The organism is Halomonas sp. BDJS001 (assembly GCF_026104355.1).
Taxonomy (GTDB): domain Bacteria; phylum Pseudomonadota; class Gammaproteobacteria; order Pseudomonadales; family Halomonadaceae; genus Vreelandella.
This window is the reverse complement of sequence record NZ_CP110535.1, coordinates 2,990,101-3,016,191: the sequence shown is the minus strand read 5'-3', so window position 1 is coordinate 3,016,191 and position 26,091 is coordinate 2,990,101. Positions and strand designations below refer to the sequence as shown.

General features: G+C 56.1%; 21 protein-coding genes. 10 read left to right on the top strand and 11 right to left on the bottom strand.

The genetic code is table 11. The features are described 5' to 3' along the window. Positions 1-76: 76 nt before the first annotated feature. A complete protein-coding gene (gene rpe, locus OM794_RS14000) occupies positions 77-769 on the top strand; it encodes a ribulose-phosphate 3-epimerase (protein ID WP_226250769.1) in 693 nt (230 codons plus the stop codon). A gap of 21 nt (positions 770-790) precedes the next feature. On the opposite strand, the gene OM794_RS13995 is transcribed toward rpe, so the two are convergent. Next, on the bottom strand, positions 791-2,089 hold the full coding sequence (locus OM794_RS13995; protein ID WP_226250770.1) for an NAD(P)/FAD-dependent oxidoreductase: 1,299 nt from the start codon (positions 2,087-2,089) through the stop codon (positions 791-793). A gap of 118 nt (positions 2,090-2,207) precedes the next feature. Here OM794_RS13995 and OM794_RS13990 point away from each other — a divergent pair, with 118 nt between their 5' ends. Next, positions 2,208-2,933, top strand: coding sequence for a phosphoglycolate phosphatase (locus OM794_RS13990; RefSeq protein ID WP_226250771.1), 726 nt, complete (start codon positions 2,208-2,210; stop codon positions 2,931-2,933). A 17-nt stretch (positions 2,934-2,950) separates the two neighbouring features. Here the strand turns inward: OM794_RS13990 and OM794_RS13985 are convergent, their stop codons facing one another. After that, positions 2,951-3,871 (bottom strand): metal ABC transporter substrate-binding protein, encoded by a 921-nt coding sequence (locus OM794_RS13985; RefSeq protein WP_226250772.1) that lies wholly within the window; start codon positions 3,869-3,871, stop codon positions 2,951-2,953. Positions 3,872-4,257: 386 nt separating this feature from the next. On the opposite strand from OM794_RS13985, the gene OM794_RS13980 reads away from it, so the two are divergent. From OM794_RS13980 to trpC, 3 genes are read left to right on the top strand one after another with little or no spacing between them, the layout of a single operon-like run. Next, positions 4,258-4,893, top strand: coding sequence for an anthranilate synthase component II (locus OM794_RS13980; RefSeq protein ID WP_226250773.1), 636 nt, complete (start codon positions 4,258-4,260; stop codon positions 4,891-4,893). 37 nt (positions 4,894-4,930) lie between these two features. Next, on the top strand, positions 4,931-5,950 hold the full coding sequence (gene trpD / locus OM794_RS13975) for an anthranilate phosphoribosyltransferase (protein WP_226250774.1): 1,020 nt from the start codon (positions 4,931-4,933) through the stop codon (positions 5,948-5,950). A gap of 36 nt (positions 5,951-5,986) precedes the next feature. After that, complete coding sequence (trpC, locus tag OM794_RS13970; RefSeq protein WP_226250775.1) at positions 5,987-6,790, top strand: indole-3-glycerol phosphate synthase TrpC; 804 nt, start codon at positions 5,987-5,989, stop codon at positions 6,788-6,790. 7 nt (positions 6,791-6,797) lie between these two features. Here the strand turns inward: trpC and OM794_RS13965 are convergent, their stop codons facing one another. The 5 genes from OM794_RS13965 to OM794_RS13945 all read right to left on the bottom strand — a co-directional run bounded on the left by OM794_RS13965 (position 6,798) and on the right by OM794_RS13945 (position 16,337). Continuing rightward, the gene (locus OM794_RS13965) at positions 6,798-9,941 is read right to left on the bottom strand and encodes an efflux RND transporter permease subunit (RefSeq protein WP_226250776.1); all 3,144 of its coding nucleotides are present in this window, start codon (positions 9,939-9,941) and stop codon (positions 6,798-6,800) included. 17 nt (positions 9,942-9,958) lie between these two features. Beyond that, on the bottom strand, positions 9,959-11,017 hold the full coding sequence (locus tag OM794_RS13960) for an efflux RND transporter periplasmic adaptor subunit (protein WP_226250777.1): 1,059 nt from the start codon (positions 11,015-11,017) through the stop codon (positions 9,959-9,961). Between the two features lie 107 nt (positions 11,018-11,124). Then, positions 11,125-14,226, bottom strand: a complete 3,102-nt coding sequence (locus OM794_RS13955; protein WP_265153810.1) for an FAD-binding and (Fe-S)-binding domain-containing protein — start codon at positions 14,224-14,226, stop codon at positions 11,125-11,127. A 113-nt stretch (positions 14,227-14,339) separates the two neighbouring features. Further along, positions 14,340-14,930 carry a DUF4202 domain-containing protein gene (locus OM794_RS13950; protein ID WP_226250778.1) on the bottom strand — a complete coding sequence of 197 codons (591 nt, stop codon included), beginning with the start codon at positions 14,928-14,930 and terminating at the stop codon, positions 14,340-14,342. 159 nt (positions 14,931-15,089) lie between these two features. Continuing rightward, complete coding sequence (locus OM794_RS13945) at positions 15,090-16,337, bottom strand: dicarboxylate/amino acid:cation symporter (protein WP_226250779.1); 1,248 nt, start codon at positions 16,335-16,337, stop codon at positions 15,090-15,092. Positions 16,338-16,767: 430 nt separating this feature from the next. Between OM794_RS13945 and serS the strand changes: the two genes are divergently transcribed. Continuing rightward, entirely contained in the window at positions 16,768-18,045 is a 1,278-nt protein-coding gene (serS, locus tag OM794_RS13940; protein ID WP_226250780.1) for a serine--tRNA ligase, read from the top strand. Here serS and OM794_RS13935 read toward each other — a convergent pair. Next, positions 17,990-18,889: an SIMPL domain-containing protein gene (locus tag OM794_RS13935; RefSeq protein WP_226250781.1), complete on the bottom strand. Its 900-nt coding sequence runs from the start codon at positions 18,887-18,889 to the stop codon at positions 17,990-17,992. The genes serS and OM794_RS13935 overlap by 56 nt on opposite strands. A gap of 224 nt (positions 18,890-19,113) precedes the next feature. Here OM794_RS13935 and OM794_RS13930 point away from each other — a divergent pair, with 224 nt between their 5' ends. Then, positions 19,114-20,217, top strand: a complete 1,104-nt coding sequence (locus OM794_RS13930; RefSeq protein WP_226250782.1) for an AI-2E family transporter — start codon at positions 19,114-19,116, stop codon at positions 20,215-20,217. 55 nt (positions 20,218-20,272) lie between these two features. On the opposite strand, the gene trxA is transcribed toward OM794_RS13930, so the two are convergent. Next, positions 20,273-20,596, bottom strand: coding sequence for a thioredoxin (trxA, locus tag OM794_RS13925; protein ID WP_007113240.1), 324 nt, complete (start codon positions 20,594-20,596; stop codon positions 20,273-20,275). A gap of 423 nt (positions 20,597-21,019) precedes the next feature. Here trxA and cysB point away from each other — a divergent pair, with 423 nt between their 5' ends. Continuing rightward, entirely contained in the window at positions 21,020-21,994 is a 975-nt protein-coding gene (gene cysB, locus OM794_RS13920) for an HTH-type transcriptional regulator CysB (protein WP_226250783.1), read from the top strand. Between the two features lie 13 nt (positions 21,995-22,007). On the opposite strand, the gene OM794_RS13915 is transcribed toward cysB, so the two are convergent. Both OM794_RS13915 and pabB read right to left on the bottom strand, forming a co-directional pair. Then, positions 22,008-22,628 carry a phosphoadenosine phosphosulfate reductase family protein gene (locus OM794_RS13915; RefSeq protein ID WP_226250784.1) on the bottom strand — a complete coding sequence of 207 codons (621 nt, stop codon included), beginning with the start codon at positions 22,626-22,628 and terminating at the stop codon, positions 22,008-22,010. A 131-nt stretch (positions 22,629-22,759) separates the two neighbouring features. Continuing rightward, the gene (gene pabB / locus OM794_RS13910) at positions 22,760-24,115 is read right to left on the bottom strand and encodes an aminodeoxychorismate synthase component I (RefSeq protein ID WP_226250785.1); all 1,356 of its coding nucleotides are present in this window, start codon (positions 24,113-24,115) and stop codon (positions 22,760-22,762) included. Positions 24,116-24,375: 260 nt separating this feature from the next. On the opposite strand from pabB, the gene OM794_RS13905 reads away from it, so the two are divergent. Together OM794_RS13905 and prpB are read left to right on the top strand one after the other, a co-directional pair. After that, positions 24,376-25,134 (top strand): GntR family transcriptional regulator, encoded by a 759-nt coding sequence (locus OM794_RS13905; protein WP_226250786.1) that lies wholly within the window; start codon positions 24,376-24,378, stop codon positions 25,132-25,134. A 57-nt stretch (positions 25,135-25,191) separates the two neighbouring features. Further along, entirely contained in the window at positions 25,192-26,082 is an 891-nt protein-coding gene (prpB, locus tag OM794_RS13900; RefSeq protein ID WP_226250787.1) for a methylisocitrate lyase, read from the top strand. The last annotated feature ends 9 nt before the right edge of the window (positions 26,083-26,091 follow it).

Genomic DNA, 26,091 nt, shown 5'->3' with positions numbered 1-26,091 from the left:
CGTATAGGAGATGGGGCTTAGTAGGTGGCTCTGGTAACATAGCCGGCTTATTCCCCTGTTAATTTAGGAACGTGCTATGACCGCTGCGCAGGACTTTTTGATTGCCCCCTCTATTCTTTCCGCTAACTTTGCGCGGCTTGGCGAGGAAGTTGATAACGTGTTGGCGGCTGGCGCGGATGTGGTGCACTTCGACGTCATGGATAATCACTATGTGCCCAACCTGACCATTGGCCCCATGGTGTGCAAAGCGCTGCGTAAACACGGCGTGACGGCGCCCATCGATGTGCATTTGATGGTCAAGCCGGTAGATCGCATGATCAGCGACTTTATTGAGGCGGGCGCCAGCTACATTACCTTTCACCCGGAGGCGTCTGAGCACATCGATCGCTCACTCCAGCTCATTCGTGATGGCGGCTGTAAAGCTGGCTTGGTGTTTAATCCGGCCACGCCGCTCTCCTATCTCGACTATGTGATGGATAAAGTCGATATGGTGCTACTAATGAGCGTTAACCCAGGTTTTGGCGGACAATCCTTTATCCCCAGTACGTTGGATAAGCTGCGCGAGGCGCGGGCGCGCATTGACGCCTCAAGATTTGATATACGCCTGGAGATCGACGGCGGGGTGAAAGTGGATAATATTGCCGAGATCGCCGCCGCGGGCGCCGATACCTTTGTGGCGGGATCCGCCATTTTCAGCGCCCACCAGGCCAGCGATCCCCACGGCTATGACACGGTAATCAAGCAGATGCGTGCGGCGCTGGCCAAGTAAAAGTCAGTGTCGTAGTGTCGTTTAGTGAAGCTTCATGCGCGGCTTTAAGTAACGGTTAAGCTTATCGACCAGCCACGCTAGCCCCGTCTTCGGCGCCCCATGAATAGAGAGCTGGTGCATGCGGTAGAGCGATGCATAGGCCTGGCGGGCCAGCCAGCCCTCTAAAAACAAGCCTTTGGAGGCGGAGCTACGCATTAAATTGCCCACTGCATCGTAGCGGGCCAGTGATACCAATGAGCCGTGATCGCGGTAGCGGAAATCGGCGAGTGGTTTGCCATCGAGTCGATTGACGATATTTTTGGCGAGCAGTTTGGCCTGCTGATGAGCCGCCTGGGCGCGCGGTGGCACCGTGCCACTTTCTCCCATTGGGCAACTGGCGCAGTCGCCTAGGGCAAAAATCTTCTCATCATCGACACTTTGCAGAGTGCTGTTGACTTCAATTTGGTTTTTCTTATTCGTGGTTAGGCCTAGTTCCGCCAAAAACGGCGGCGCTTTGATCCCCGCTGCCCAGACGTTGATGTCGGTCTTGATCACCTCATCGTCACCAGTGACCAACTGGTACTCTTGAGCCTCTTTCACGGCGGTATCGGTGTGAACCGTCACGCCCATCTCTTCAAGCTCTGTTTTAACCGTTTGACTGACCCGTTCCGAAAGTCCTGGCAGCAAGCGGGGAGCTGCTTCTAGCAAGTGCACACTGATTTGCTGGTTATCCAGCGCCGTCACTCCATAGGCATTGAGCATGCGCGAAGCGTCAAACAACTCGGCCGCAAGCTCTACGCCTGTTGCTCCGCCGCCGACAATTCCAATGGTCAACTGCGTATGCTGGCGCAGGTTGGGGTCGGTATAGCGCAGAAAGGTATTGATCATATCGCGCTGGAACGCCTTGGCCTGCTCGGGGGAATCAATAAAGTGGCAGTGCTCCGCCACACCGGGTGTGCCGAAATCGTTGGAGACGCTGCCTATGGCCATGACCAGGTAGTCATAGGCAAGCTCTCGGGCAGGCAGCACTTCATATCCTTCTTCGTCAAGAATCGGGGCTAACTGGAGCGTCTGCTGCTCGCGATTAATGCCGGTGAGCGAACCGCGCTGAAAGCGGTAGAAGTGCGCCGATGAGTGCCCGCGAAGATCCACCTCGTCCATGCTGGAGTTCAGCACGCCGGTCGCCAGTTCGTGGAGCAGCGGTTTCCACACATGGGTGGTATTGCGATCCAGCAGCACAATTTCTGCGCGTTTGCGCTTACCTAAAGTGCGACCTAAACGTGTAGCGAGGGCTAAACCACCTGCGCCGGCGCCGACAATCACGATTCTGGGAGTGGGCATATCACTACCTCTTTAACTAAATTAGCCCAAGCATAGAGGGTTCTGACGCTTCTTACTAATGCGCACCGTTGCTGGGAACAGGTAAGATGGTTTTCTAATGAAAATGAGGTAGAGAGCATTGCAAGTACATTCAAGTCACTACTCAGAACGACACGCGGTGCTACAAGGAAAACGGCTGATTGCCTTCGACTTGGACGGCACGCTGATCGATTCAGTGCCGGATCTTGCCGTCGCAGTGGCGCGCACCTTAAATGAGCTGGATTTGCCAGCGCCGAGTGGGGCGGAGGTGAGGGACTGGGTCGGCAATGGTGCGCCCGTATTGGTTGAAAGAGCCCTGACCTGGGCGCTAGAAGCAGCACCGGAACCTGCTCTTCTGAAGCGCGGTTATGATGTGTTTATGGTGCACTACGGCGCTGCCCCCAATACCCTGACAACGCTCTACCCTGGGGTCAAACAAGCACTGCAGGCACTGCATCAGCAAGGCCTGACGTTGGTGTTGATCACCAATAAGCCCGAACGCTTTATTGAGCCGCTGCTAAGTCACTTCGAGCTGCTGGACTATTTCACCCTCTGCATTGGTGGTGATTCGCTGCCCGAAAAGAAGCCCCATCCTTTACCGTTGTTGCATGCTGCTCGACACTGCCAAGTGCCGCCAGAGGCGTGTGTGATGGTAGGCGACTCCCGTCATGATATAGCTGCTGGCAAGGCCGCGGGCTTTACGACCCTGGCGCTACCCTACGGCTATAATCATGGTGAACCGATTGAAAGCAGCTGCCCTGATCTGGTGCTCAGTTCGTTAACCGAATTACTGGCCGCTCCCTTGAAGGCACCGGCAACTGATTAATACCTGCGGCGGGTCGACTACTCTGCCGTCGCGCCCCCCAGGGCAGTATGCATGACTTCTGCATTATGGCGCAGCATGGCCGAATAGTTGGCTGCCGGGCCGTCTGCACCGCTTAATGAGTCCACATACAGCGGGCCCGCAAGAGGAATTGAGGCTTCTCTGGACAGGGCATCCATGTGAATGCTTGGGGTGGTGCTTTCAAAAAACAGCGACGGAGGTCGTGGGCGATTATTAGTGAGGTATTCGCTCATTTTGGCCATGGCCTGGGCGCTGCCCTGGGTTTCGTGATTAACGCCCCACACACCTAGGGCTTCAAAGGCGTAGGCGCGGGCGAAATAGCCAAAGCCTGCCTCACTGGTCACTAAGGTACGGTTCGTTTGTGGAATGCCGTCCAGGCGCTCTTTCACCGCTAGATTAAGGTTGTTCAACGCTTTGCGTGCCTCTTCAGCACGGGTATAAAACGCTTCGGCCTGGTCGGGTAGGTGCGCTGCCAGGGTCTCGGCAATCACATCAATGTAGGCCGCTGCCCCCTCTGGATCCATCCACATATGCGGATCCAGCTCGCCTTTATACTGCCCGGTCGAGATGATTAGCGGTGTATAGTCGGCTTCTCTAGCCACTTCCACTAGCGTAAGCTCATCGTCAGACATCGCTTCGACGTGGCGTATCCAGGGTTCTAGCCCAAGCCCGTTATAAAACACGATATGGGTCTCTTCCAGCGCCAGCACGTTGGGCGGCGTTAACTCCCAGCGGTGAACATCTTCCCCCCGCGGCACAATGACATTAACGCTGACTGTGTCGCCCGCCACCCGTTTTACCAGTTCCTCCATGACGGAAAAGGAGGCAATAACGCGCAGCGTTGTATTGGCATACGCTGGCGCAGCGCTTAGCAGCGCGACGAATAAGAGCGCACATACCCAGGTAACCCACTTTGACATCCCACGCTCCTAACTGGTTAAAAAAGCTATCGAAAAAGACGGCAGATAATAAAGACTGCGGTGGCCTGTTGCCAGTTCCGATACAGCGGCAGGCCGAAACAAGTATTGCTCAAGGGAGAATACCCTCAAGTGGAGAGGGCCACTATGCTGAAAAGAGCCTGTATTTCACTTCTAAGCATAGCGTGCCTTATGACCGTCCGAAGGGTTTCTTCTTTGCCGAATCGACGTGGTCATCCAAAGCTGTGATCTGTAGCCCGTAGGGCTGGTGGTCAAAAGGGAAGACTTGGCTGTCACTTACCCCCTGCAAGGGAGTGCTCGGTTGCGGTATCATCACTCAATAGCGGTTTAATCTGTGGTCGTAATGACGCAATGGAGTAAGTGGGGCAATGGCGCAAGCTCAGTCGGTGCAGAAACAGCCATCTCAGGAGCAGACAGCGCCGAAAGTGGTGATGTTGGATAATTACGATAGCTTTACGTTTAACATCGTGCAGTATCTGGGTGAGCTGGGCGCAAACGTTATCACCCACCTCAATGACGCCATCACCATTGAGCAAATCGAAGCGCACGCGCCGACGCACCTGGTGGTGTCGCCCGGCCCCTGCACACCCAATGAGGCGGGAGTCTCCATGGCTGCCATCAAACACTTTGCAGGCAAGCTACCTATTTTGGGCGTCTGCCTTGGCCATCAGGCGATTGGCCAAGTGTATGGGGGGAAGGTCGTGCGTGCGCCGCAGGTGATGCACGGCAAAACCTCTGCTGTGCGACACGCTAATCAAGGCGTTTTTGAAGGGCTGGATAATCCCGTTGAGGTGACTCGCTATCACTCCCTGGTGGTTGATAAAGCGAGCCTACCCGACTGTTTGCAAGTCACTGCCTGGACAGGCGATGACGATGTAACCCCCGGGTTAGTCATGGGATTTCGTCATCGCGAACTGGATATTGAAGGGGTTCAGTTTCACCCCGAGTCGATTCTTACCCGCCAAGGCCATGAGCTGTTGGCCAACTTTTTAAAACGCGGCTAATGGCCGGTTTCACACGCTTTTAGGGGCCCCTCTGCTCATGCAAATGCGAGATGCGATTAATGCGGTGATGCGCCGCGAAGACCTCTCTTTCGATGCGATGCACGCCTTGATGCGCCAAATCATGACCGGCGATGCATCTGACGCGCAAATTGGCGGCCTGCTGGTAGGCCTCGCCATGAAAGGCGAAACCGCCGCGGAAATTAGCGCTGCCGCCCAGGTAATGCGCGAGCTGATGAAGCGCGTTGAGCTGAGTGCTGACAACGTTGTGGATATTGTCGGTACCGGTGGTGATGGCGCTAACCTGTTTAACGTTTCCACCGCTGCCAGTTTTGTCGCCGCGGCTGCTGGAGCGCACGTGGCCAAACACGGTAACCGTAGCGTTTCATCGTCATCGGGCAGTGCGGATCTGTTCGATGTGGCGGGTATCTACCTGGATCTCAGGCCTGATCAAGTAGCGCGCTGTATCGAGCAGGTAGGCGTAGGCTTTATGTTTGCACCCAATCATCACCCGGCCATGCGCTATGCTATTGGCCCGCGCCGAGAAATGGGCGTGCGCACGCTGTTTAATATTTTAGGCCCGCTGACCAATCCTGCGGGGGCGCCCAACCAAGTACTGGGTGTTTACGCGCCGGAGCTGGTGCCGCTGATGGCGGAAGTGCTGAAAACTCTGGGCAGCCGCCATGTAATGGTCGTACATTCTGAGGACGGCCTGGACGAGATCTCACTAGCCAGCCCTACCTTGGTAGCCGAGCTCAAAGAGGGGAAGATTAGCCAGTATACCATTACCCCCGAAGAGCTGGGTATTGAGCGCCAGAGCCTGGCAACGCTGAAAGCCGCCACTGCAGAAGACAGCCTACGCCTGGTCAAGGCCGCGCTGTCTGGTGAAGGCGCGGCTGCCGATATGGTCGCGCTAAACGCCGGCGCCGCGCTCTACTGTGCGGGCGTGGCAGACACCTTAAAAGAGGGGGTGATGGTTGCCCAGGACGCTCAGGCCTCTAAACTGCCGCTTGAAAAACTCAAAGAGCTGTCGCACTTCACCAGCGTTTTTAAGCAGTAGGTGCTTAAACAAGATAAGCTTAAAAAAGAGATCAACATGACTCAACAGGCAACGCCGACTATTTTAACGCGCATTCTGGCTCGCAAAGAGCAGGAAGTGGCTGAGCGCCGTCAGGCCGTTTCAGAGGCGGATCTGCTCGCCCTCGGTGAGCAGCAGAGCGCCCCGCGTGGTTTTATCGCAGCCCTCAACGCGCGCATTGCAGCGGGTGATCCGGCGATTATTGCGGAGGTGAAAAAAGCCTCGCCCTCAAAGGGCGTGATTCGTGAAGAGTTTCACCCCTCGGATATCGCCAAAAGCTATGCCCAGGGTGGCGCCGCCTGTCTCTCCGTGCTGACTGACGCCGACTTTTTCCAGGGACACGAAGACTATCTCATCGCTGCCCGTGATGTCTGTTCGCTGCCGGTGATTCGCAAAGACTTTATTACCCACGGCTATCAGGTCTGTGAGGCACGCGCCATTGGCGCTGACTGTATTCTACTGATTGTCGCTGCCCTGGACGACGCCCAGCTGCGCGACCTGAATCAGCAGGCTACTCACTTGGGGATGGATGTATTGGTTGAAGTCCACGATGCTGAGGAACTTGAGCGCGCCCTTGCGCTGGATCTTAAGCTGGTGGGCATCAACAACCGTAACCTACATACCTTTGAAACCAGCCTCAACACCACACTGGATCTGCTGCCGCGTATTCCAGAGGGCGTTACGGTGATTACCGAATCCGGTATTCATACCCGCGATGACGTGGAGCTGATGCGCGACCATAACGTTAACGGCTTCCTGGTCGGCGAAGCCTTTATGCGTGAGAGTGATCCAGGCTTGGCACTTAAACGGCTATTCTTTTAGGCAAGGCTCAAGTAGATTGCCTTTCGCTTTTCCAGCTCAGCACGGCAACCGTTAGAGCGGGCAGGAACGTAACGGTCACAATCGCCGTGCCGAGCAGGCCGAACAGCACAATGGCACCGACACCGCGGTAAAGCTCGGTGCCTTCCCCAGGTAGAAACACCAGCGGTGAAAGGCCACACAAAGTGGTTAGCGTGGTCATCGCGATAGGCCGCAAGCGGCTTTCTACCGCGTGTTGAACGGCTTCGCGAACACCCATGCTCGCCGTGCGTAAATTCTCCCTCGCCTGATGAACTACCAATATCGGGTTGTTGACCACTGTCCCCATCAGAATCAAGAATCCCAACATGGTGATCATATCAAACGGCTGGCTGATGGCATTCAAGCCAATTTTCGGCAGTTGAGCGCCTACCGTATTCATCAGCCAGAGCCCCACAATCCCCCCAGCGGCGCCTAGCGGAATAGTAGCGAGAATAAGCAGCGGGTAACCCCAGTGAGCAAAAATTGCCACCAGCAGCAGATACACAATCGCCAGTGCGATTAACGCATTGCCGGTTAGTGCCTGCCGTGTGGCATCTAGCTGGTCGCCAGCACCGCTCACCGTGACATTAATGTTAGCGGGCAACTCGCCTTCGTCGCTCAGGTAGTCAATCACCTCACGCTGCATCGTCTCGATACCGGCTTCCAGCGCTACGCTGCGCGGTGGAAGGACGTCTAGCGTAACGCTGCGGCGACCGTCTACCCTTCGTAGCGTAGCCGTTCCCACGGTTTCCTGAATATCAGCAAGGGTGTTGAGCGGAACGCTTATCCCTGAGGGCGTGTGAATGGGCAGGGTGGCCAGGTCATCGAGATCAATATCCCCCGCGTCTGGGCCGTAGCCGTAGAGGTCGATTTTCTCATCGTCGAGATAAAAGTCATCCAGGTAGGCGCCGTTGGTAAGCACCGCCACGGTGGTACCCAACTCGCCGGTATCCAGGCCGACTTCTGCGGCGCGCTCCCAATTGGGATACACCTCGATTAGCGGCTGGCCAAGATCCAGGGCGGAGGGGCGCGACTGAATACGCGGGTTGTCGAACACCGCCTCGGCGCGCTGATAAATCGCATTGGCGGTGGTATAGAGTTCGTTTAGATCGTTGCCAGCAATATCCAGCGTGATACTGCGCGTGCCCCCATCATTGCTGGAGATAATCGATCCGCGGGCGGCAAAGGCGCGCATGTCTGGATATCTTTCAAAGCGCTGTGTGAGGGCGTCCATCAAGGCTTCGATATGGGTGGGGTCGATGGTTTCAGCGATGATTCGCAGGCTCTGGGCTTCTGCTTGAATACCCATGGTGCGAATCGGCGGAACGTCGGTGTCACCGCGCTCGAAGCGCTCTGGCTCAGCGCCCACATGGGGCTCCAACTCCTGTTGCAAGGTTTGGGCAATCGCATCCATGGTGGCCAGGTTGTAACTTGCCGGGGCGTTCATGCTGGCAAAGGTTTTGGCCTCTTCGCCTTCGGGCAGGTACTCCGCCGGGGGCGTCAGCCAGACAAAAATGCCGATACCCCCCACAATGCCCAGCACGATAGCGAGAAAGCGCCGGGAGGCGGTGCGGATAATGCTATTAACCACCCACAGGCAACCGCGCATCCAGCGAGGAGCAGAGGTTGAGGCGCTCTCCTTACCGCGAAAATCGATATGCGCGCCCAGGGTGGGAATCACGGTAATCGCGACCACCATCGAGACAATAATCGAGGTCGAGATAGCCACCGCAATATCGGAGTAAAGCTGCCCGGCTTCCTGCTGGATAAAGAAGATCGGCACGAAAACTAAAATAGTCGTCAACGTTGAGGCCAGCACCGCGGGCCACACTTGCTTGACGCCCTCCAGAGCCGCTTCAAAACGCGCCAGGCCACGGCGACGCTGGGTCTCGATGCTCTCAAGTACCACGATAGTGTTATCAATGGTCATGCCAATAGCGAAAGCGACACCCGCCAGCGAAATAACGTTGAGCGTGCGCTCTGCCAGCAGCAGGCCTAGAAAGGCGGCGATGGTGCAGATAGGAATGCCGATGACGCCAGCCAGGGTTGCGCGCGCAGAGCGCAGAAAGGTGTACATCACCAGGGTGGCAAACAGCGCACCCAGGCCCAGGTTGACCCACACATTGGCAATTGACGATTCCACGTAGCGCACGTCGTCGCTGGAGAGCGTCATGCGCATACCCTGCTGAGCCAGCATTCCAGCGTTTAATGTATCGACCTCGTCGAGCATGGCGCGCTTGATATCGATGACGTTGGCGCCCGGTTCCCGGCGCACCTGCACGCTCAGTACCGGCTGACCGTCCGAGCTGTAAGCCCGGGAGGTGAGTTCGGCGTAGGATTGGCGCACCTCAGCCACATCGCTTAGCCGGGTGACCGCGTCGCCGTCACGGATGAGAATCAGCGCTTCAAGACTCTCAACATCCTCAAAGCGGCCCACGGTACGCAGCAGGTAGCGGCGTTTACCGGTCTCAAGGTTGCCACCGGAGACATCCTGATTGCGGTTCTGAAGGGCGGCCTGAATATCAGCAATACTCAGTTCACGGGCGACTAGTGTTTCAGGGTCGATCAGCAACTGCATCTGCCGCTCTGCACCTCCGGAAACCGTCACTTCCGACACGCCAGCAACGCTCTCCAGGCGCGGGCGGACGTTATCCTCCAGGTAGTCGCGCATAGCGGGCATATCGAGCTGGCGCGGGTTACCCTCCCGGGGGCCAACGTTAAAGTACATAAAGGCGTTAGCGGAAAAAGAGTTAGCGACAATGCGCGGCTGGTCGACATTGTTGGGGTAGGAGGGCACCTGGCTTAGCGCATTGTTAACCCGAATCAAGGTTTCGGTGAGATCGACGCCAAACGGGAACTCCAGCTCGATTTCGGCGCTGCCGCTGCTGGCGGTGGACTCCATGCGCTGCAGGTTGGGCACATTGCGCAGGAACTCCTCCTGTTCGATCAGGATATCCTTCTCGATATCCTGAGGCGTTGCGCCCGGCCACTGGGTCTCAATGCCGATGACGCGGGTTTCCAGGTCGGGAATCATCTGCACCGGAATACGCCATATGGCAGCGATGCCTAGAATCAACAGGATAAGCGTCGTCACGCTAACCAAGATACCGTGACGGATAATGGCGGCAAACATAGCTGAGGGCGGCTCCTTTAGTCGTCGCTCAGGGACACGCTTTGCCCCTCTTCAAGGCGTTCGTTGCCGACGACAATGACACGGTCACCCGCCGATAGGCCTTCATTGATAGCGACTTCCCCCTGGTGGCTGCTACCAATCTCAACCCGCTGCTCAAAAGCTCGCCAAGTGTCTTCTTCTTGGCGAGCGAGCCAAACGCTGACACTGCCATCCGGGCGGCGGATTAGCGCATCCCGCGGCACGCTGGGGCCGCTTTCGCCATTAAGTTGCAAACGGCCTTCCACTGCCATGCCCGGTAGCATTTCCAGTGACTTTTCAGGCACAGCACGGAGTAGAAACTGTCGTGAACTGGCATCAAGCGGAATGCGCGCGAGAGTGTGTGCCGGGTGCCATTGGTCACTGCCTTCTAAGCGCACCTCTAATTGAGAGCCTGCAAAGCGTTGATAGGCAGAGAGTGGCACCGAGAAATCCAAGCGAAGAGACGCTAAATCGACCAAAGTAAGCAGGGTATCGCCAGGGTTGACCCACTCACCGACATTGCTCTCCCGCTGGGTGACCATGCCGTCGAAGGGAGCACGTATCTGGTGACGCTCAAGCTGCAGTTGGGCCAACGCGTAGTCGGCTCGGCGCGCTTCAAAGATGGCCTGAGCCGCCGCTAAAGTGCTTTCACGCTGGCGGCGTTCGCTGGCGGCAAAGTTTTGCGCCGAGAGCTGGTTGGCTTCGCTCACTAAACGTTGCGCTTCGTCGCGCTCGGCTTCGGCCTGGGCTAGATCTGCGCGGGCACGCTGGCTTTCCAGGCTAATATCGCGGATATCCAGGGAGAGCAGTTGCTGGCCTTGAGTGACTGTATCGCCCATTTCAACCGTTAACTCGCTGACCTGACCCGCTTCAGCACTTGATAGCTGTGAGGTGTGTGGAGCGCTGACGCTGCCGGTAAGCGTCAATATCTCAATTCGTGGAGAGTCAGCCACCACCTGTGTCTCAACGCGGTTTTCCTGAGCGACCGCCATGGCCACCAGGCTCAGGGTTAAAATGGCGCCTGAGCCGAAGCGAGTCAGGGAAGAAAATAGAGACAACAAGGCAGCTCCTGAAAAATAACAGCCAATGAACAGCATGACAGCTTTTTGCGCTGTACGCCGTTAGCTCCCTCAACCTTATACAAGGTTTAGTGTTTGTACAAACTTTAGCTGCGCTTTAGGGCAATGAGCAGCGCCTGCAAAGGATGTAGCAGAACTTGTTCAGAGTAGCGCTTCACCTGGCTGCGGCAGGAGTAGCCGGTCGCCAGTAACTTGCCTGTGTTTTCTTTGGCTTCCACCTGGGGCTGCCAGGACTGGGCGTAGATCGTTTTTGATGTAGCGGCGTTGCGGGTTTCGTGGCCGTAGGTGCCCGACATACCGCAGCAGCCGGTGGCCATCAACTCTAGCTCTAACCCAAACGCCGCAAATACCTGCTGCCACGCTTTCGGGCTGCCCGGCGCGTTGGTCTTCTCGGTGCAGTGGGAGAGCAGCTTAAAGCCTGGGTCGGTTAGCTGGAACTGGTTGGGCGCTAGCGTGTTAATACGGGTTGCCAGCCACTCTTGCAGCATTAGCACCTCGGGCACCGCCTCATTGCCTAACGCTTTGACATACTCCTGGCGATAGGTGAGCGTCATGGCTGGGTCGATGCCCACCAGGGGAATATCAAAACGGGCCAGGGTGCGTAGCCGCTCGGCCTGCTTGGCAGCGGTGCTCTCGAAGGCGCCCAAGAAGCCCTGCACCTGGAGCGGTTTGCCGTTCGCCGAAAAGGGCATCACGAATACGCGTAGATTTAGACGCGATAGTAGCTCCACTACGTCCATCACCAGCTTGGCTTCAAAGTGAGTAGTAAAGGCGTCCTGGACAATAATCACGCTGTTGGCGCGCTGCTGTTCGGTTAACAGCGCCAGTGAGAGCGGCGTTGCTTCGGCGATGCCCCAGGCCTTCAGCTGTTTCTTCACGCTGGCGTGGGAGAGGGCTGGGGAATCACTCATGCCCAAGGTGCTGCGCATCAGCTTTTCCACCCAGCCCTGGCCGATGACTGCGTTATACAGTGGTGCGGCCTTGGCCAGGGTGGGCAGCATAAACTCAGTGCCGCCAATCACGTAGTCCCGCACTGGGCGCAGGTAGCGGCCGTGGTAGACCTCAAGAAACTGGGAGCGGAACTGCGGCACGTTGACCTTGATGGGGCACTGCCCGGCGCAGGACTTACACGCCAAACAGCCCGCCATGGCGTCATAAACTTCGTGGGAGTAGTCGTGGTGCTGCTTGCGGCTTAGGGTGTTCGCCACCCGCAGCGGAAAGCTCTTAATAAAGCCCCAGCCGCCTTCGGCTTTTTTCTTACGCGACTCCTCAACGACATCGATCCCCGCCTGGGTCTGCAGGCGCAGCCATTCGCGGATCAGGCTGGCGCGGCCTTTGGGCGAGTGGCGGCGATCCCCGGTGGCCTTCCAGGAGGGGCACATGGGGTCGTCGAGGTCGTAGTTGTAGCAGGCGCCGTTACCGTTACAGTACACCGCGGCGTCGTAGGCCTGCCAGGCGCGCTCGTCGATGGTGCGGTCAAGCTGGCCGCGCATGGGCACGCCATCAATGGTCAGCAGATCGGGGTCGCTATCCTTGGCGATGACCTCGCCGCTCTCAGAGGGTGTGGCGATCTTGCCGGGATTAAGCTGGTTAAACGGGTCAAAGGCGGCTTTGACCCGCTGTAGGCTGGGGTAGAGTTCGCCAAAGAACCGGGGGGCGTACTCCGAGCGCACACCTTTGCCGTGTTCGCCCCATAGTAGGCCGCCGTATTTTTGGGTCAGCGCAGCGACTTCATCGGAGACCGCTCGAATCAGTTTTTCCTGCTCTGGATCCTTCATATCGATGGCGGGGCGTACGTGGAGTACCCCCGCATCCACATGACCAAACATCCCATAGGAGAGCCCGCGGGCATCCAGCGCGGCGCGGAACTCGGCAATAAAGTCCGCCAGATGTTCCGGTGGCACAGCGGTATCTTCCACAAATGGAATCGGGCGCTTTTCCCCTTGCACATTGCCGAGCAACCCCACCGAGCGTTTGCGCATAGCGTAGACTTTCTGAATCTGCCCGCGTCCCTCTGCCAGGGTATAGCCCAGGCGTTCGACAGTAGTGTCTTGGCTTAGATGGCCGGTGAAGGCTTCAACCCGCGCGGCCAGGGCGCTCTCATCGTCGTCATTGAACTCGATCAGGTTAATGCCGCGAATCGGCGCCGTTCCGGTTGCCGGGAAAAATTCGGCCACGCTGTCCCAGACAAAGTCCTCCATGGCGAGCTGGAGGACGGTGTCATCCACCGTTTCGATGGAGGTGGGGCGGGCGCTGGCGGCTTTCAGCGTTTTGGCATCCCGCAGGGCGTCCATAAAGCTTGTATAGCGCACATTGACCAACGTGGAGTGCTTGGGAATCGGCAGCACGTTCAGCACCGCTTCATTTAAAAAGCCCAGCGAGCCTTCCGAACCGCACAGCAGGCTGTTGAGGTTAAGCTGCCCCTCGTCGTCGCGCAGGTGGGCCAAGTCGTAGCCGGTCAAGCAGCGGTTGAGCGGCGGAAATTTTGTCTCTATCAGCTCACGCTGCTGGTCGATAATCTCGGCGGCGATGGTATGCACGCGGCCAAGAATGCCTTCCTGCTGGCGCTCGGCCTGCTCTTCGTCCGGGGTTAGGGCACGGCTGTGTAGATGCTGACCGCCAATCAGAACGGTGTCGAGCTCCAGTACGTGGTCGCGGGTTTTGCCGTATTCGCAGCTGCCCTGACCGCTGGCATCGGTAGAGATCATGCCGCCAATGGTGGCGCGGTTGGACGTCGACAGTTCCGGGGCGAAAAACAGCCCGTGGGGTTTGAGTGCGGCGTTGAGCTGGTCTTTGATCACCCCGGCCTGAACGCGCACCCGACGGTTTTCAACGTCGATCTCAAGGATCCGGTTCATATGGCGGGAGACATCCACTACGATGCCATCGGTGAGCGACTGGCCGTTGGTACCGGTACCGCCGCCTCTGGGCGTTAATACAATGCTGCGGTGAGTGGTTTGCGCGGCCAGCCGGGTTAGGCGTTCCAGGTCTTCGGCATGCTTGGGGTAGACCGCCGCCTGGGGCAGGCGCTGGTAAATCGAGTTATCCGTCGCCAGCACCGTGCGGTTGGCGTAATCGGGAGCGATTTCGCCTTCAAAGCCGCGCGTTTTAAGCGCCTGTAGAAAACGTACATACTCATTGCCCAAGCGTTCGAACGGGGCGGTACGGGTGTCCAAGGATGCAATCATAGTTGATCAAGCCGTCAGTGCCGGGGGCGCAATAAAAGAAGACCGCTACTTTACCGCAGCGGCTGCCCCGCTGCATCTCACGGTAGCGCATTGCTCTGTAGCTTATCCCACCCTTACTCCACACCCAGGGCCTCTTTTACCAGCGCTAATGAGGCGTCCGACATGGGGAGTTGCAAGGCCAGTTCGTGGGCGCGGGGTGACATTTTTCGCCAGGTCATCTGCACGATCCGTACCATATGGTCGTGCTCGATCTTGCGCGAAAAGTCGGCAAAGTAGTTTTCTAAAAACACCAGACAGGCGCAATCTTCCAGCGCCTGCACATCGGGGTCGCGGCCCAGGCCTTTCTTGCCAATAATGGTTTTGACTCGATTGGCCTCTTCGTCACTGTAGCCTGCCTCGCGCATTAGCTGGGCGGTCGTCTCGCCCGCGCGCTTGCCCTGGTCGCGCCGCCAGGTTAAATAGCCTACGCGCCCTTCGGGGTACTCTTCACGCGGCACTAACCAGCGCTGTAAGTGCTGGGCGCGTACCGCTAAGCGCAGCACTTCGTCTGGGTTGTCATGAACGCGGTCTAGCCAGTCGCTCATGCGCTGGGCATAGGCCAGTTCCTGGGGCATGGAGGTGCCATCGGCAAGGGTCGTGGCGCGCGGATCCTCGGCATGCAGGGCATCGATGGCGGCGAGCGTTTGATTAAAAGCGGTAGGCATAGCTGCGTTGCTCGGCTGGAAATGATGCTAATAGGTTGCCGAGAAACCGTCAGAATCACAACTGCTGTATAGCAGGGGAAGGCTATGAAGGGAAAGCGCAGTGCCCGCTGCTCATCACAGCGGGCACCCGTTCAGACGCTATCAAAGGCTAGGTTCAGGCTAGCGGCGGTTGTAGATCTCTTCATTGAGCTCCCCTTCGCTTTTACCTACCAGGGTTGTCACCATCAAATCACCGGCAACGTTGACGCTGGTGCGTGCCATATCAAGGATACGATCAATCCCCGCGACCACGGCGATGGCTTCCAGCGGCAGGCCAACCTGGGCCATGACAATCGAGAGCATAATCAAGCCCGCGCCCGGTACGCCCGCTGTGCCAATGGAGGCCAGCGTGCCGGTGGCAACAATCATGCCGTAATCCATCATGCTCAAGTCCGTGCCAGTCATCTGGGCGATAAATAGCACCACCACGCCTTGATAAAGCGCGGTGCCATCCATATTGATGGTGGCGCCCACGGGCAGCACAAACCCGGAAACCCCTTCGGAAACGCCCAGGTTCTTCTGCGCACAGCGGATAGAGACCGGCAGGGTGCCCGCAGAAGACGCCGACGAGAACGCTACGACAATAGCGTCCAGGCTGCCCTGCAAATAACGCATGGGGTTTAGCCGCCCCAGCAGCGAGATCAAGCCCGAGTAGATCACTAGCACGTGAAGTATGCTGGCCAGGTACGCCACGCCAATCAGCTTGGCCAGCGGCAGCAGTATCTCTAAGCCGTACTGGCCCGAGACATGGGCGATCAAGCCAAAGACGCCGAACGGGGCGAAGGCCATCACAATGCCGGTGAGCTTGTACATCGCCTCGGCAAAGCTATCGAAGACCTTCATGACCGGCTCGCCTTTGTCGCCAATCAGCGTTAGGGAAATACCCAAACCAATGGCAAACACAATGATCTGCATAATGTTGCCGTTGGCCAGGGCGTCCAGTGGGTTGCGCGGTACTAAGTTAACCAGAATAGAAACCAGCGAGGGTGCTTCGTTAGCGGCCACTTCAGAGTCGAAGCTTAAATCAACGCCCACGCCCGGCTGTAGCAGGGTGGATAACAATAGGCCAATACTTATGGCGAAGGCGGTAGTAATCAAGTAGAGCGTAATCGTGCGTGCGCCGATACGACCCATTTTCTGTGGGTCGCGCATGGAGGTAATGCCCACCACCAGCGTTGAGAACACCAGCGGCACAATCAGCATCATAATGGCGTTAATAAAAATATCGCCCAGCGGTTTAAACACGCTGGCGGTGTCGCCTAACAGCGCACCCGCCAAAATACCCAACGCCAAACCGGCGAGAATCTTCTTCCATAGGGCAATTCGTCGCCACCAGGCAAATTTTCCTTGCTGTGCTGTTTCCTGCACTGCCTTTCTCCTGTCCAAACTGTGAATATCTATTATTGAGCGATTCGTCAGTGGAATCGGCGGGCACTCTATCACTTTTGGCTAATGGGCTGGGATGGATATGCCGAGTGGTAATAGCACATACAGTCGACTCGATAACTGAATCTTACTTAGCGATAGTGCAAGCCTATTACGTGCCGCTAACTTCTAGCAGCGCTGCGCACTGCATTCGCGGGTGCGCCGTAGGCTTACCACGCGCTACTGGAGTGTGGCGTTATAAAGAGCATTGCTAGTGCCGACTTCTCTGGAGCTAGAGCCTTTAAGCGTAGCTAAACGTGTGTCTGGTGATACCGGCCATGGCTCCCCGCCGCGCTTTTGCCTACAATAGTTCCTTTTATGCACGCGCATTGGCGCGTTGCTCTTATTGTTTTCAGGCCAAGGGACAGGATTCATGCTCGATCCGAAACTGCTGCGCGGTGATCTTGATACGGTTGCTCAACAACTGGCCCGCCGGGGCTTTGTGCTTGATAAAGCGGGATTGCAGGCGCTGGAGTCGCGTCGTCGCGAGCTGCAAACCCAAACCGAGCAGTTGCAAAACGAGCGCAATATGCGCTCCAAAGCGATTGGTAAAGCCAAGGCCAACGGTGAAGATATTCAGCCGCTGCTGAATGAAGTCAGCGATTTAGGCGATCGCCTGGATAAAGCCAAAAAAGAATTGGCCGACGTGCAGGAAGAGTGGGACGAAGCCATTAGTGGTATCCCTAACTTGCCCCATGAGAGCGTGCCGGAAGGTAAAAGCGAAGACGATAACGTTGAGATGCACCGCTGGGGCACGCCGCGGGCGTTTGATTTCGAGGTGCTGGATCACGTTGATCTGGGCAAAAAATCCGGTTATCTCGATTTTGAACTGGCGGCTAAAATCACCGGTGCTCGCTTTGCGGTCATGCGCGGGCCGATAGCGCGCCTGCATCGGGCATTGGCGCAGTTTATGCTGGATACCCAAACCGAACAGCACGGCTATGAAGAGTGCTACGTGCCGTATATGGTTAACCGTGATTCGCTGATGGGCACCGGCCAACTGCCGAAGTTTGGCGAAGATTTGTTCAAGTTGGACGATGAGCGCGAGTACCATCTGATTCCCACTTCAGAAGTACCGCTGACCAACTTTGTGCGTGATGAAATCGTTGAGCAGGCGGCGCTGCCGATGAAGCTTACCGCCCATACGCCCTGTTTCCGCTCTGAAGCAGGCTCACACGGGCGCGATACTCGCGGTATGATCCGCCAGCATCAGTTCGATAAAGTCGAAATGGTGCAGATTGTGGAGCCGGAGAAGAGCTACGAAGCGCTGGAAGAGATGCGCGGGCATGCGGAAGCCATTCTTCAGGCACTGGAGCTACCGTACCGTGTGGTGACTTTGTGTACCGGTGATATGGGCTTTGGGGCGACCAAGACCTACGACTTGGAAGTGTGGCTGCCTAGCCAGGAGACGTATCGTGAGATCTCTTCGGTCTCAAACTGCGAGGATTTCCAGGCCCGGCGCATGCAGGCGCGTTATCGCCATCCGGATGCCAAAAAGCCGCAGTTGCTGCATACCTTGAACGGTTCAGGTCTGGCGGTAGGTCGTTGCCTGCTGGCGGTGCTTGAAAACCACCAGCAGGCGGATGGTTCGGTGGTTATTCCTGAGCCGCTACGTCGCTATCTGGGCGGCGTGGAGCGTCTGGCCCTTTAAGCGCCCACTCAACGCTAACCCCGGCATCAATGCGGATGGTGCCGGGGCTGTAATCACTGGCGGCACCCGATTGGCTTGAAGCAGTGTCGCTCTCTGCCCGCATTGCCATCATGCGCGGCTGGAAGATAGGCGATTGGGTCTCTTCAATACGCTGCACATGGCCCAGTTCAGCATCTAAGCTATCGGCCATCAGGTTCGCTTTGTGCTGTGCTTTCTCTAGCGCTTTAACCAGCGCTTCGTCAGTGGCAGCGTCGCGATCTTGAAGGTCGAACTGCACGCCGTCCAATGAGTTGACACCCGCGGCTATTAGCGCGTCTAACACTTCACTCAACTGATCCAGATCGGTTAATTCGACGGTGATTGGGCGCTCGAGACGCGTGCGCTGCAAGGTCTCATGCTCGCCATCTTCGTTGCGTGGCCCTTGTACGTGTTCGGGATAGACATTCAACGAACCCGCATTAATGGCGCTGCGTTCAAGGCCGGTGGCTTCCATTTGTTCGATTAATTCGCTGGCACGGCTCTCCAAACGTTCGCGGGCATCGCTAAGTGCGCTACTATCGCTCTCTTCCAGAGTGGAAAGGGCTGGCGTGTTTTCCCATAGCCGGGCATTGAGGGTGGCTTTGTCGGGTTCTACCTCTACCCATGACTGCGCTTGAACGTGCAGGCTTGGTGGGGGCGTGTGTGGCGGTGAAGCGTGGGCTAAGGGAGCGCAAATAAGTGCCAGCAGAGCACTGCCAATCAGACCACTGCGTAAACGTTTAGTGCGCAGGTTTTGAGAGCCTGATTTACGAAGACCGGGTTTACGAAAACCTGACTTTGGCAAATTAAGAGGAGTTGCTTTCATAAATGACTTCCTTAGTGTGCGGGCTGGTGTGCCGCTGAGTTAAACCCGAAATTCAAAACGTTAGGGTAGACGTTGCTTGGAAGCGTACAGGTCGTTTTGAAGCTTAGAAGAAGAGAAAGTTCAGCAGGGAAGAGTGAACGCAAAACAGTTGCTTATTATTTGCACGGTTTGTGCAATATGTCGTATGCAGCCATTATATATTGACAGCAAGCTAAGGATGGATCATGTCGAAATTGTCAGACGAGGATTACCGCAGTATCCCACTTAACGCCACTTTGGCGCTCGCCGCCTTGGTGGTGATTATTGCGGGTATGAAAGTAGGCGCTGATCTACTTGTGCCGCTGTTACTGGCGGTATTTATCGCGGTAGTGTGTACCTCACCAGTGCAATGGTTGCATCGCTGTGGCTTAAGTATGCGGGTGTCTGCCTTTCTAACCTTAATGGTATTGCTAGGGTTTTTGTCGCTGATTGGCCTGCTGGTGGTGAATAGCTTTAGTACCTTCATAGCGGCGTTGCCTGAGATAGAGTCGCGGCTTTATGAGCAGTATTGGAACTTGCTTAATGCGCTCTCTTCTCGGGGGCTGGCGATTAATCCTGATCAGATCAACTCGCTCTTTGAAGGAGAAGATGAAGGCTCTTGGATGCCAGAGCTACTGAGCCAGCTTGGCAACCTGTTCATGCAAAGCATCATTGTTGGGCTGCTGGTCATCTTCATGCTGTTTGAAACACTCAATGTGCGTGACAAAGTCTCGCGTGCACTGGAAAACCCTGCGCCCAGCTTGAAACGCTTTAGCGAGTTCAGCTTAACACTGAAGCGTTATCTGGCTGTTAAAACCATGATCAGTCTGGCCACTGGGGTTCTGGTATGGCTCTCCTGTGTGGTTGTTGGCGTGGATTTCCCGCTGCTATGGGGCGTGTTGGCGTTTGCCCTTAACTTTATACCCAATATCGGCTCAGCCATTGCTGCCATTCCACCGGTGCTGTTGCTGCTGGTATCTCAGGATGGCGGTGCCTTTCAGGCGCTATTGCTGGCTTCGGCTTATCTGGTGATCAACTTTGTGCTCGGTAACTTGATCGAGCCGAGGGTAATGGGGCAAGCGTTGGGGCTTTCCACCTTCGTGGCGTTTTTATCGCTAGTGGTATGGGGGTGGATCTTCGGTGCGGCGGGGATGCTGCTTTCGGTGGTGCTGACGATGACGTTGAAGATTGCCCTTGATAGCCATCCACAAACCCGCTGGATCGCTAGGCTGTTAGGGCCTGGGAAACGCCGTGTGAAAGATATCCGGTCGAGTGACGCAAGTTTGCCACCCTGGAAACGCAGAAACTAGCGAAAGAAAAACCGCCGACAGTGTCGGCGGTTTTCACAAGTGCTAAACGCACTGATCAAGCGTTTTGTTCGATGAACTGCGTCAGTTGCGATTTAGACTGCGCGCCAACCAGTGAAGCGACTTTAGTGCCGGATTTAAACAGCATCACGGTAGGTACACCGCGAACGCCTTGCTCGGCAGCAATTTCAGGAGCGTCGTCTACATTAACGCTAACGACTTTCAGGCTCTCCTGTCGTTCGGCGGCCACTTCATCAACGACCGGGGCCATGACTTTGCATGGGCCACACCACGGTGCCCAGAATTTCATTAGCACAGGCTGTTCAGCGTTGAGGACTTCTTGCTCAAAATTGGCGTTGGTGACATCAACATTATTAGCCATTTGCTTCTCCGTTTGCGTTGCTCTTACTGGTTCGTTGCCTCAAATGGAGCAACGGTCATTACGCGATCTATTGGCGCTCTTTTGCCGCGCCTCGTGTCTATCGCGATAAGCGTGGGCAGATGTTAGCGGGCGCGAAGGTTGCTGGCAAATTTCCCGCACGGTGAGTTAACTAAATAGCAGAAATTAATGGGTGCTGGTAGGGCATTTTTTTATAATATAAAAGCATTATTATGGTGTTTTTTATTCTATATGGTGCTGTAGAGTGCCGGTTGAGCCAAGCAGTGCAATGTAAGGTAAAGCAACGCAAAGCAATATACCCAGCCAGACGTGATGTGGCACCAGCGTATGGATGCGCTTAAACATTCGGCCTGCATAGAGATACGGTCTACATAGATCTGTCTAGAGAATAAATAAGGTGAGGACATGAAGCTACAACAGCTACGCTATATCTGGGAAGTCAATCGGCATAACCTGAATGTCTCGGCCACAGCGCAAAGTCTATTTACCTCACAGCCGGGGATCTCCAAGCAAATTCGTTTGTTAGAGGACGAGCTTGGCGTCGAGATTTTTGCTCGCAGCGGCAAACACCTAACACGGGTCACGCCTGCCGGGCAGTCGATTATTGACCTGGCGGGGCAGGTTCTGCGCCTCACCGAAAACATTAAACAGGTGGCCCAGGAGCATAGCGATGAGCGTCGCGGCAGCTTGGCCATAGCCACGACCCATACCCAGGCTCGCTACGCCTTACCGCCTATTATCAGCGAGTTCACCCTGAAATACCCGGATGTGGCGCTGCATATGCAGCAGGGCACGCCCAAGCAGATCGCCCAGATGGTCAGTGAAGGGCAAGCCGATTTTGCTATTGCGACCGAGTCGCTAGAGCTGTTTACCGATTTAGTGCTACTGCCGTGCTACCGCTGGAATCGTTGCGTACTGGTACCCAAGGGGCACCCACTAGCCACGCATCAGGGCCCGTTGACTCTAGAGGCGCTTGGCGAGCATCCATTGGTTACCTATGTGTTCGGGTTTACCGGTCGTTCGCAGTTAGACGATGCCTTTAAGGCCAAGGGCCTAACGCCCAATGTGGTGCTGACAGCGGCTGATGCGGATGTGATTAAAACCTACGTACGGCTGGGGATGGGAGTCGGCATTGTGGCGCATATGGCCGTGGATGAGGCACTTGATGATGATCTCGTCGCCCTGGATGCCAGTCACCTGTTTGCTAGCTCGACAACCAAGATTGGTATTCGTCGCGGCACTTTTATGCGTGGCTATATGTACGACTTTTTAGAGCGCTTTGCGCCTCATCTAACCCGTGACCGGGTAGAAGAAGCGCTTATGGCAGGCCCGCGCCATGAACAGTCGCTGTTCGATGACTTAGACCTGCCCGAATATTAATTCACGGTGTAAATCAGTGCTGTAAATGCAGTCCGCATTCGCGCTTCTCTTCCACCTTGGTGGGGTCGAAGTAGTCGAAGTTGTTGGGCAAGTTATGCGCCTGAAGGTATTGGTACATATCTTTGGCGCTCCACTGTAGCAGCGGGGCAACTTTCAATAGGCCATCGCTGTTGCGGCTAACCGGCTGCATTTTGGCGCGCTCTGGTGTGTCTTCAGCGCGCAGCGCGGTAAACCATACGTCGGGCTGCATTTCACGCAGCGCCCGCTCGAAGGGTTCGATTTTTACTTCCTGAGTAAAGGCCGCGTGGCGCGGGTCGTCGATGCCAGGCATAGGGCCCTCCAACGCCTCACGGTGGGCACGGGTTCGCTGGGGTATAAAGCTCACCAGATTAAGATTGAGCTGTTTGATGACTTCATCAGCAAACTGATAGGTCGCCTCGGTGTTGTAGCCACTGTCCATCCACACAATCGGAATATCCGGGCGCACCTGGGTCACCATATGCAGGATCACCGCCTCAAAGGGGCGAAAGTTGGTGGTGCAAATAGGCCGTGCACCCTGGGTCAGCGCCCATTCAACTAACCCTTTAGGATTATTGGCGAAATCTCTGTTAATCGCTGCAAGCTCTGAGGACATGCTGCCTCCTAATCGAGAATTAAATATCGAAAGTTAAATAATACTGACTAGGCTACCAAACAGGAGGCAGCGAGCCCCAATACCGTTTAGTTTGGCTTTTATATTCCTTTTTGATATAGAGCTCGCGTTGCTTATTCCAAAGCGCCAATTAGGTGACGGATTTTATCCAGCGTTTCGGTGTACTCTTCCTCCGCTTGGGAGTCTGCCACCAAACCCCCACCGCCCCATACATGCACTCTTCCCGCCTCGGCCACCATCGTGCGAATAGCGATAGAGGTATCCATGCTGCCGCGTACATCCACATAGCCAAGGCTGCCGCAATACACGCTGCGTTGGCAGGGTTCCAGTTCATCGATGATCTGCATCGCACGAATTTTAGGCGCGCCGGTAATTGAGCCGCCAGGGAAGGCTGCTTTAAGCAGTGCCAGCGGGGTATAGGCATTGGCCAGGGTTCCCTGCACGACACTGACCAGATGGTGCACGTTAGGGTAGCTCTCAAGATGACACAGCTGCGGTACGCGGATGGTACCGGGTTGGCAGACGCGACCTAAATCATTGCGCAGCAGGTCGACGATCATGACATTTTCAGCGCGATCTTTAGTGCTGCTCAATAGCTGCTCCGCCAGCGCCTGATCCTCTTCAAACGTCGTGCCACGCGGGCGGGTGCCTTTAATCGGCCGAGTTTCTACCTCGCCGTTGCGGCACTGAATAAACCGTTCTGGTGAAAGTGACATGACCGCTTTGTCGCCCCAGGCCATAAAGCCTGAATAGGGTGTTGGGGTGGCTTGGCGCAGTTGCAGGTATGCCTGCCACTCATCCCCCTGGTAGTCGGCATAAAAGCGCTGCGCCAGGTTAATTTGATAGCAGTCGCCCGCCCGAATATAGCGCTGAACGGCGTTAAAACGTGCCACGTACTGGGCGTGGCTAAGTTCTGCCTTAAAGGTATCCGTTAATGTGAATGCATGAGTGGGCGCTGGGGACTGGGTAAGCCAACCCTCTACCTGCTCACGGCGTTGCGGTGTGGCGATTAACCACGCCTGTTGGGCCATGTGATCCAGGGTAATACACCAGTCGTAAAGTCCTAAACGGGCTTGTGGCAGTGTGACCGGGCTTGCTTGACGGCTCGGGATGGATAAGGTTTTACGGCCTAAATCGTATCCCCAGTAGCCTATTAGCCCGCCCAGAAACGGGAGTTCGCTGGTTTCATCCGGAATATCCAATTGATCCAGCAGCCACTGCTGAAGGGCAAAGGCATCGTTGGCCAAGTGCGCCGGAGGGCTAAGCCGATCCGACGCGATACTCGCCTCACCATTATGAGCAACCTCAAGCGTAGCGAGCGGGTCACTGCTGATTATATCAAAGCGGCCGGTAGCGACCGGGCGGCCACTGTCGAGCAGTATTGCACCGGGCCTGGTACGCAGGCGAGCGAATAAACCCAATGGGTCGGGTGAATAGGGCAGGGCTGATATCGTCAACGCCTTGGTCATTAAGCAAACGCCTAGCCAGTAAAGGGCGGGTCATTTTAGAGGCGCGTAGACAATCACACCAGCGCAGCGCTTCGACGCCTTTCTCACGCAGAGAATTATCCGCAGCGTTGAGTAAAAAAAGGGCTTGATTGTTGACAAGATGGATTTTGTTGCGCCTGCTAATACAACGAAAGGCGTATAAAATCGGTAAACAAGGCTGGTTGACGGTTTAATTGACACGCGCTAGAGTTTATTTACTTTTCAATTGTCGACAATCAATTATGGCTTCTCTTGCTACTCCTTCACTAAGCACCACTGCAAGTTCGTCCGAAGAAAGTTCGTCTGAATCCACGACGCCTGAAGTGCGTACCCTCGCCGAGCGGGTGTTTCATCAGTTGCAGGATGCCATCGTACGGGGCGAGCTAGCTCCTGGCAGTAAGATCACCGAGCCCGGGTTATCAAAAACCTACGGCATTTCCCGTGGGCCGCTGCGCGAGGCGATGCGGCGTCTGGAGGCACATCGACTCATTGAGCGCGTTCCCCATGTGGGCGCACGAGTAGTTAAGCTCTCGATGAAAGAACTTCTAGAGCTGTTTGATCTGCGCGAAGCCCTTGAAAGCATGGCGGCGCGGCTGGCAGCTGAGCATATGACACCGGCAGAGGTTCAGGGCTTGCGGGATGTGCTGGCGCTGCACGAGGGCCAGGCCGATCTCAAGCGTGGCGAAGCCTACTACCAGCGCGAAGGTGACCTCGATTTTCACTACTGTATCGTTCAGGGCAGCCATAACAAGATGCTAATGAACCTGCTCTGCGATGATCTCTACTACCTTGTGCGCCTTTATCGCACCCAGTTTAGCGCCAGCGGCACCCGGCCCCAACGCGCTTTTGTGGAGCACCATCGCATTGTGGATGCCATTGAAGCGGGCGATGCAGAGTTGGCCGAGCTGCTGATGCGCCGCCATGTTAGTGCCTCCCGCGCCAATGTGGCAGATCGCTATGCCGCAGCCCTGGAGCAATCAGCAGCTAAACCGCAAGGTTAAAACATCACTAAATAAAGCTATGACATAACTAAAAATTAGCAATAGGAGAAACGCCCCATGTCCCAGATGACGCCAGGCGCCCGCTTTCGGGCTGCCCTCGACGCTAATCGCCCGCTGCCGATCTTAGGCACCATCAATGCTTATACCGCGCTGATGGCCGATAAAGTGGGCCATCAAGCGATTTATCTCTCCGGCGGCGGTGTGGCCAACGCCTCGTTCGGCTTGCCGGATCTGGGCATGACGACCATGAATGATGTGGTGGAGGATGCCCACCGTATCTGCGGCGCCACCGAGCTACCTTTGCTGGTGGATATCGATACCGGCTGGGGCGGCGCCTTCAATATCGCTCGCACTGTGAAAGAGATGCAGCGCGCTGGTGTCGCCGCGGTGCATATGGAAGACCAGGTGGCGCAAAAGCGTTGTGGACACCGCCCGAATAAAGCGATTGTTTCCCAGCAGGAGATGGTCGACCGTATCAAAGCCGCCGCCGATGCCAAGATCGACCCCGACTTCTATCTCATTGCCCGCACCGATGCGTTCCAAAAAGAGGGCCTTGACGCCGCCATTGAACGCGCCAATGCCTGTGTGGAAGCGGGGGCGGATGCCATCTTTGCCGAAGCGGTGCACACCCTGGATGATTACAAGGCTTTCTGCCAACGGGTCAATGCGCCGATTCTAGCCAATATCACCGAATTTGGCGCAACGCCTCTATTCACCCAGCAGGAGCTTGGCAACGTTGGCTGCCGCATGGTGCTCTACCCGCTCTCTGCGTTCCGCGCCATGAACGCCGCGGCGTTACAGGTCTACCAAAGCATTCTCGACAACGGTCACCAAAAAGAGGTCGTGCCGCTGATGCAAACCCGCGACGAACTCTACGACTTCCTGAACTACCACGATTTTGAGCAGAAGCTGGATGCTTTGTTTGCCGAGAAAGGTGATGACCAGTAAGACAACTGG

What these genes read in the sequence shown, in the direction of transcription:
- rpe (WP_226250769.1), top strand. Translation starts at nt 77, where the DNA reads ATGACCGCTGCGCAGGACTTTTTGATTGCCCCCTCTATTCTTTCCGCT.
- OM794_RS13995 (WP_226250770.1), bottom strand. Translation starts at nt 2,089, where the DNA reads ATGCCCACTCCCAGAATCGTGATTGTCGGCGCCGGCGCAGGTGGTTTA.
- OM794_RS13985 (WP_226250772.1), bottom strand. Translation starts at nt 3,871, where the DNA reads ATGTCAAAGTGGGTTACCTGGGTATGTGCGCTCTTATTCGTCGCGCTG.
- OM794_RS13980 (WP_226250773.1), top strand. Translation starts at nt 4,258, where the DNA reads ATGGCGCAAGCTCAGTCGGTGCAGAAACAGCCATCTCAGGAGCAGACA.
- trpD (WP_226250774.1), top strand. Translation starts at nt 4,931, where the DNA reads ATGCAAATGCGAGATGCGATTAATGCGGTGATGCGCCGCGAAGACCTC.
- trpC (WP_226250775.1), top strand. Translation starts at nt 5,987, where the DNA reads ATGACTCAACAGGCAACGCCGACTATTTTAACGCGCATTCTGGCTCGC.
- OM794_RS13965 (WP_226250776.1), bottom strand. Translation starts at nt 9,941, where the DNA reads ATGTTTGCCGCCATTATCCGTCACGGTATCTTGGTTAGCGTGACGACG.
- OM794_RS13955 (WP_265153810.1), bottom strand. Translation starts at nt 14,226, where the DNA reads ATGATTGCATCCTTGGACACCCGTACCGCCCCGTTCGAACGCTTGGGC.
- OM794_RS13950 (WP_226250778.1), bottom strand. Translation starts at nt 14,930, where the DNA reads ATGCCTACCGCTTTTAATCAAACGCTCGCCGCCATCGATGCCCTGCAT.
- serS (WP_226250780.1), top strand. Translation starts at nt 16,768, where the DNA reads ATGCTCGATCCGAAACTGCTGCGCGGTGATCTTGATACGGTTGCTCAA.
- OM794_RS13935 (WP_226250781.1), bottom strand. Translation starts at nt 18,889, where the DNA reads ATGAAAGCAACTCCTCTTAATTTGCCAAAGTCAGGTTTTCGTAAACCC.
- OM794_RS13930 (WP_226250782.1), top strand. Translation starts at nt 19,114, where the DNA reads ATGTCGAAATTGTCAGACGAGGATTACCGCAGTATCCCACTTAACGCC.
- trxA (WP_007113240.1), bottom strand. Translation starts at nt 20,596, where the DNA reads ATGGCTAATAATGTTGATGTCACCAACGCCAATTTTGAGCAAGAAGTC.
- cysB (WP_226250783.1), top strand. Translation starts at nt 21,020, where the DNA reads ATGAAGCTACAACAGCTACGCTATATCTGGGAAGTCAATCGGCATAAC.
- OM794_RS13915 (WP_226250784.1), bottom strand. Translation starts at nt 22,628, where the DNA reads ATGTCCTCAGAGCTTGCAGCGATTAACAGAGATTTCGCCAATAATCCT.
- pabB (WP_226250785.1), bottom strand. Translation starts at nt 24,115, where the DNA reads ATGACCAAGGCGTTGACGATATCAGCCCTGCCCTATTCACCCGACCCA.
- OM794_RS13905 (WP_226250786.1), top strand. Translation starts at nt 24,376, where the DNA reads ATGGCTTCTCTTGCTACTCCTTCACTAAGCACCACTGCAAGTTCGTCC.
- prpB (WP_226250787.1), top strand. Translation starts at nt 25,192, where the DNA reads ATGTCCCAGATGACGCCAGGCGCCCGCTTTCGGGCTGCCCTCGACGCT.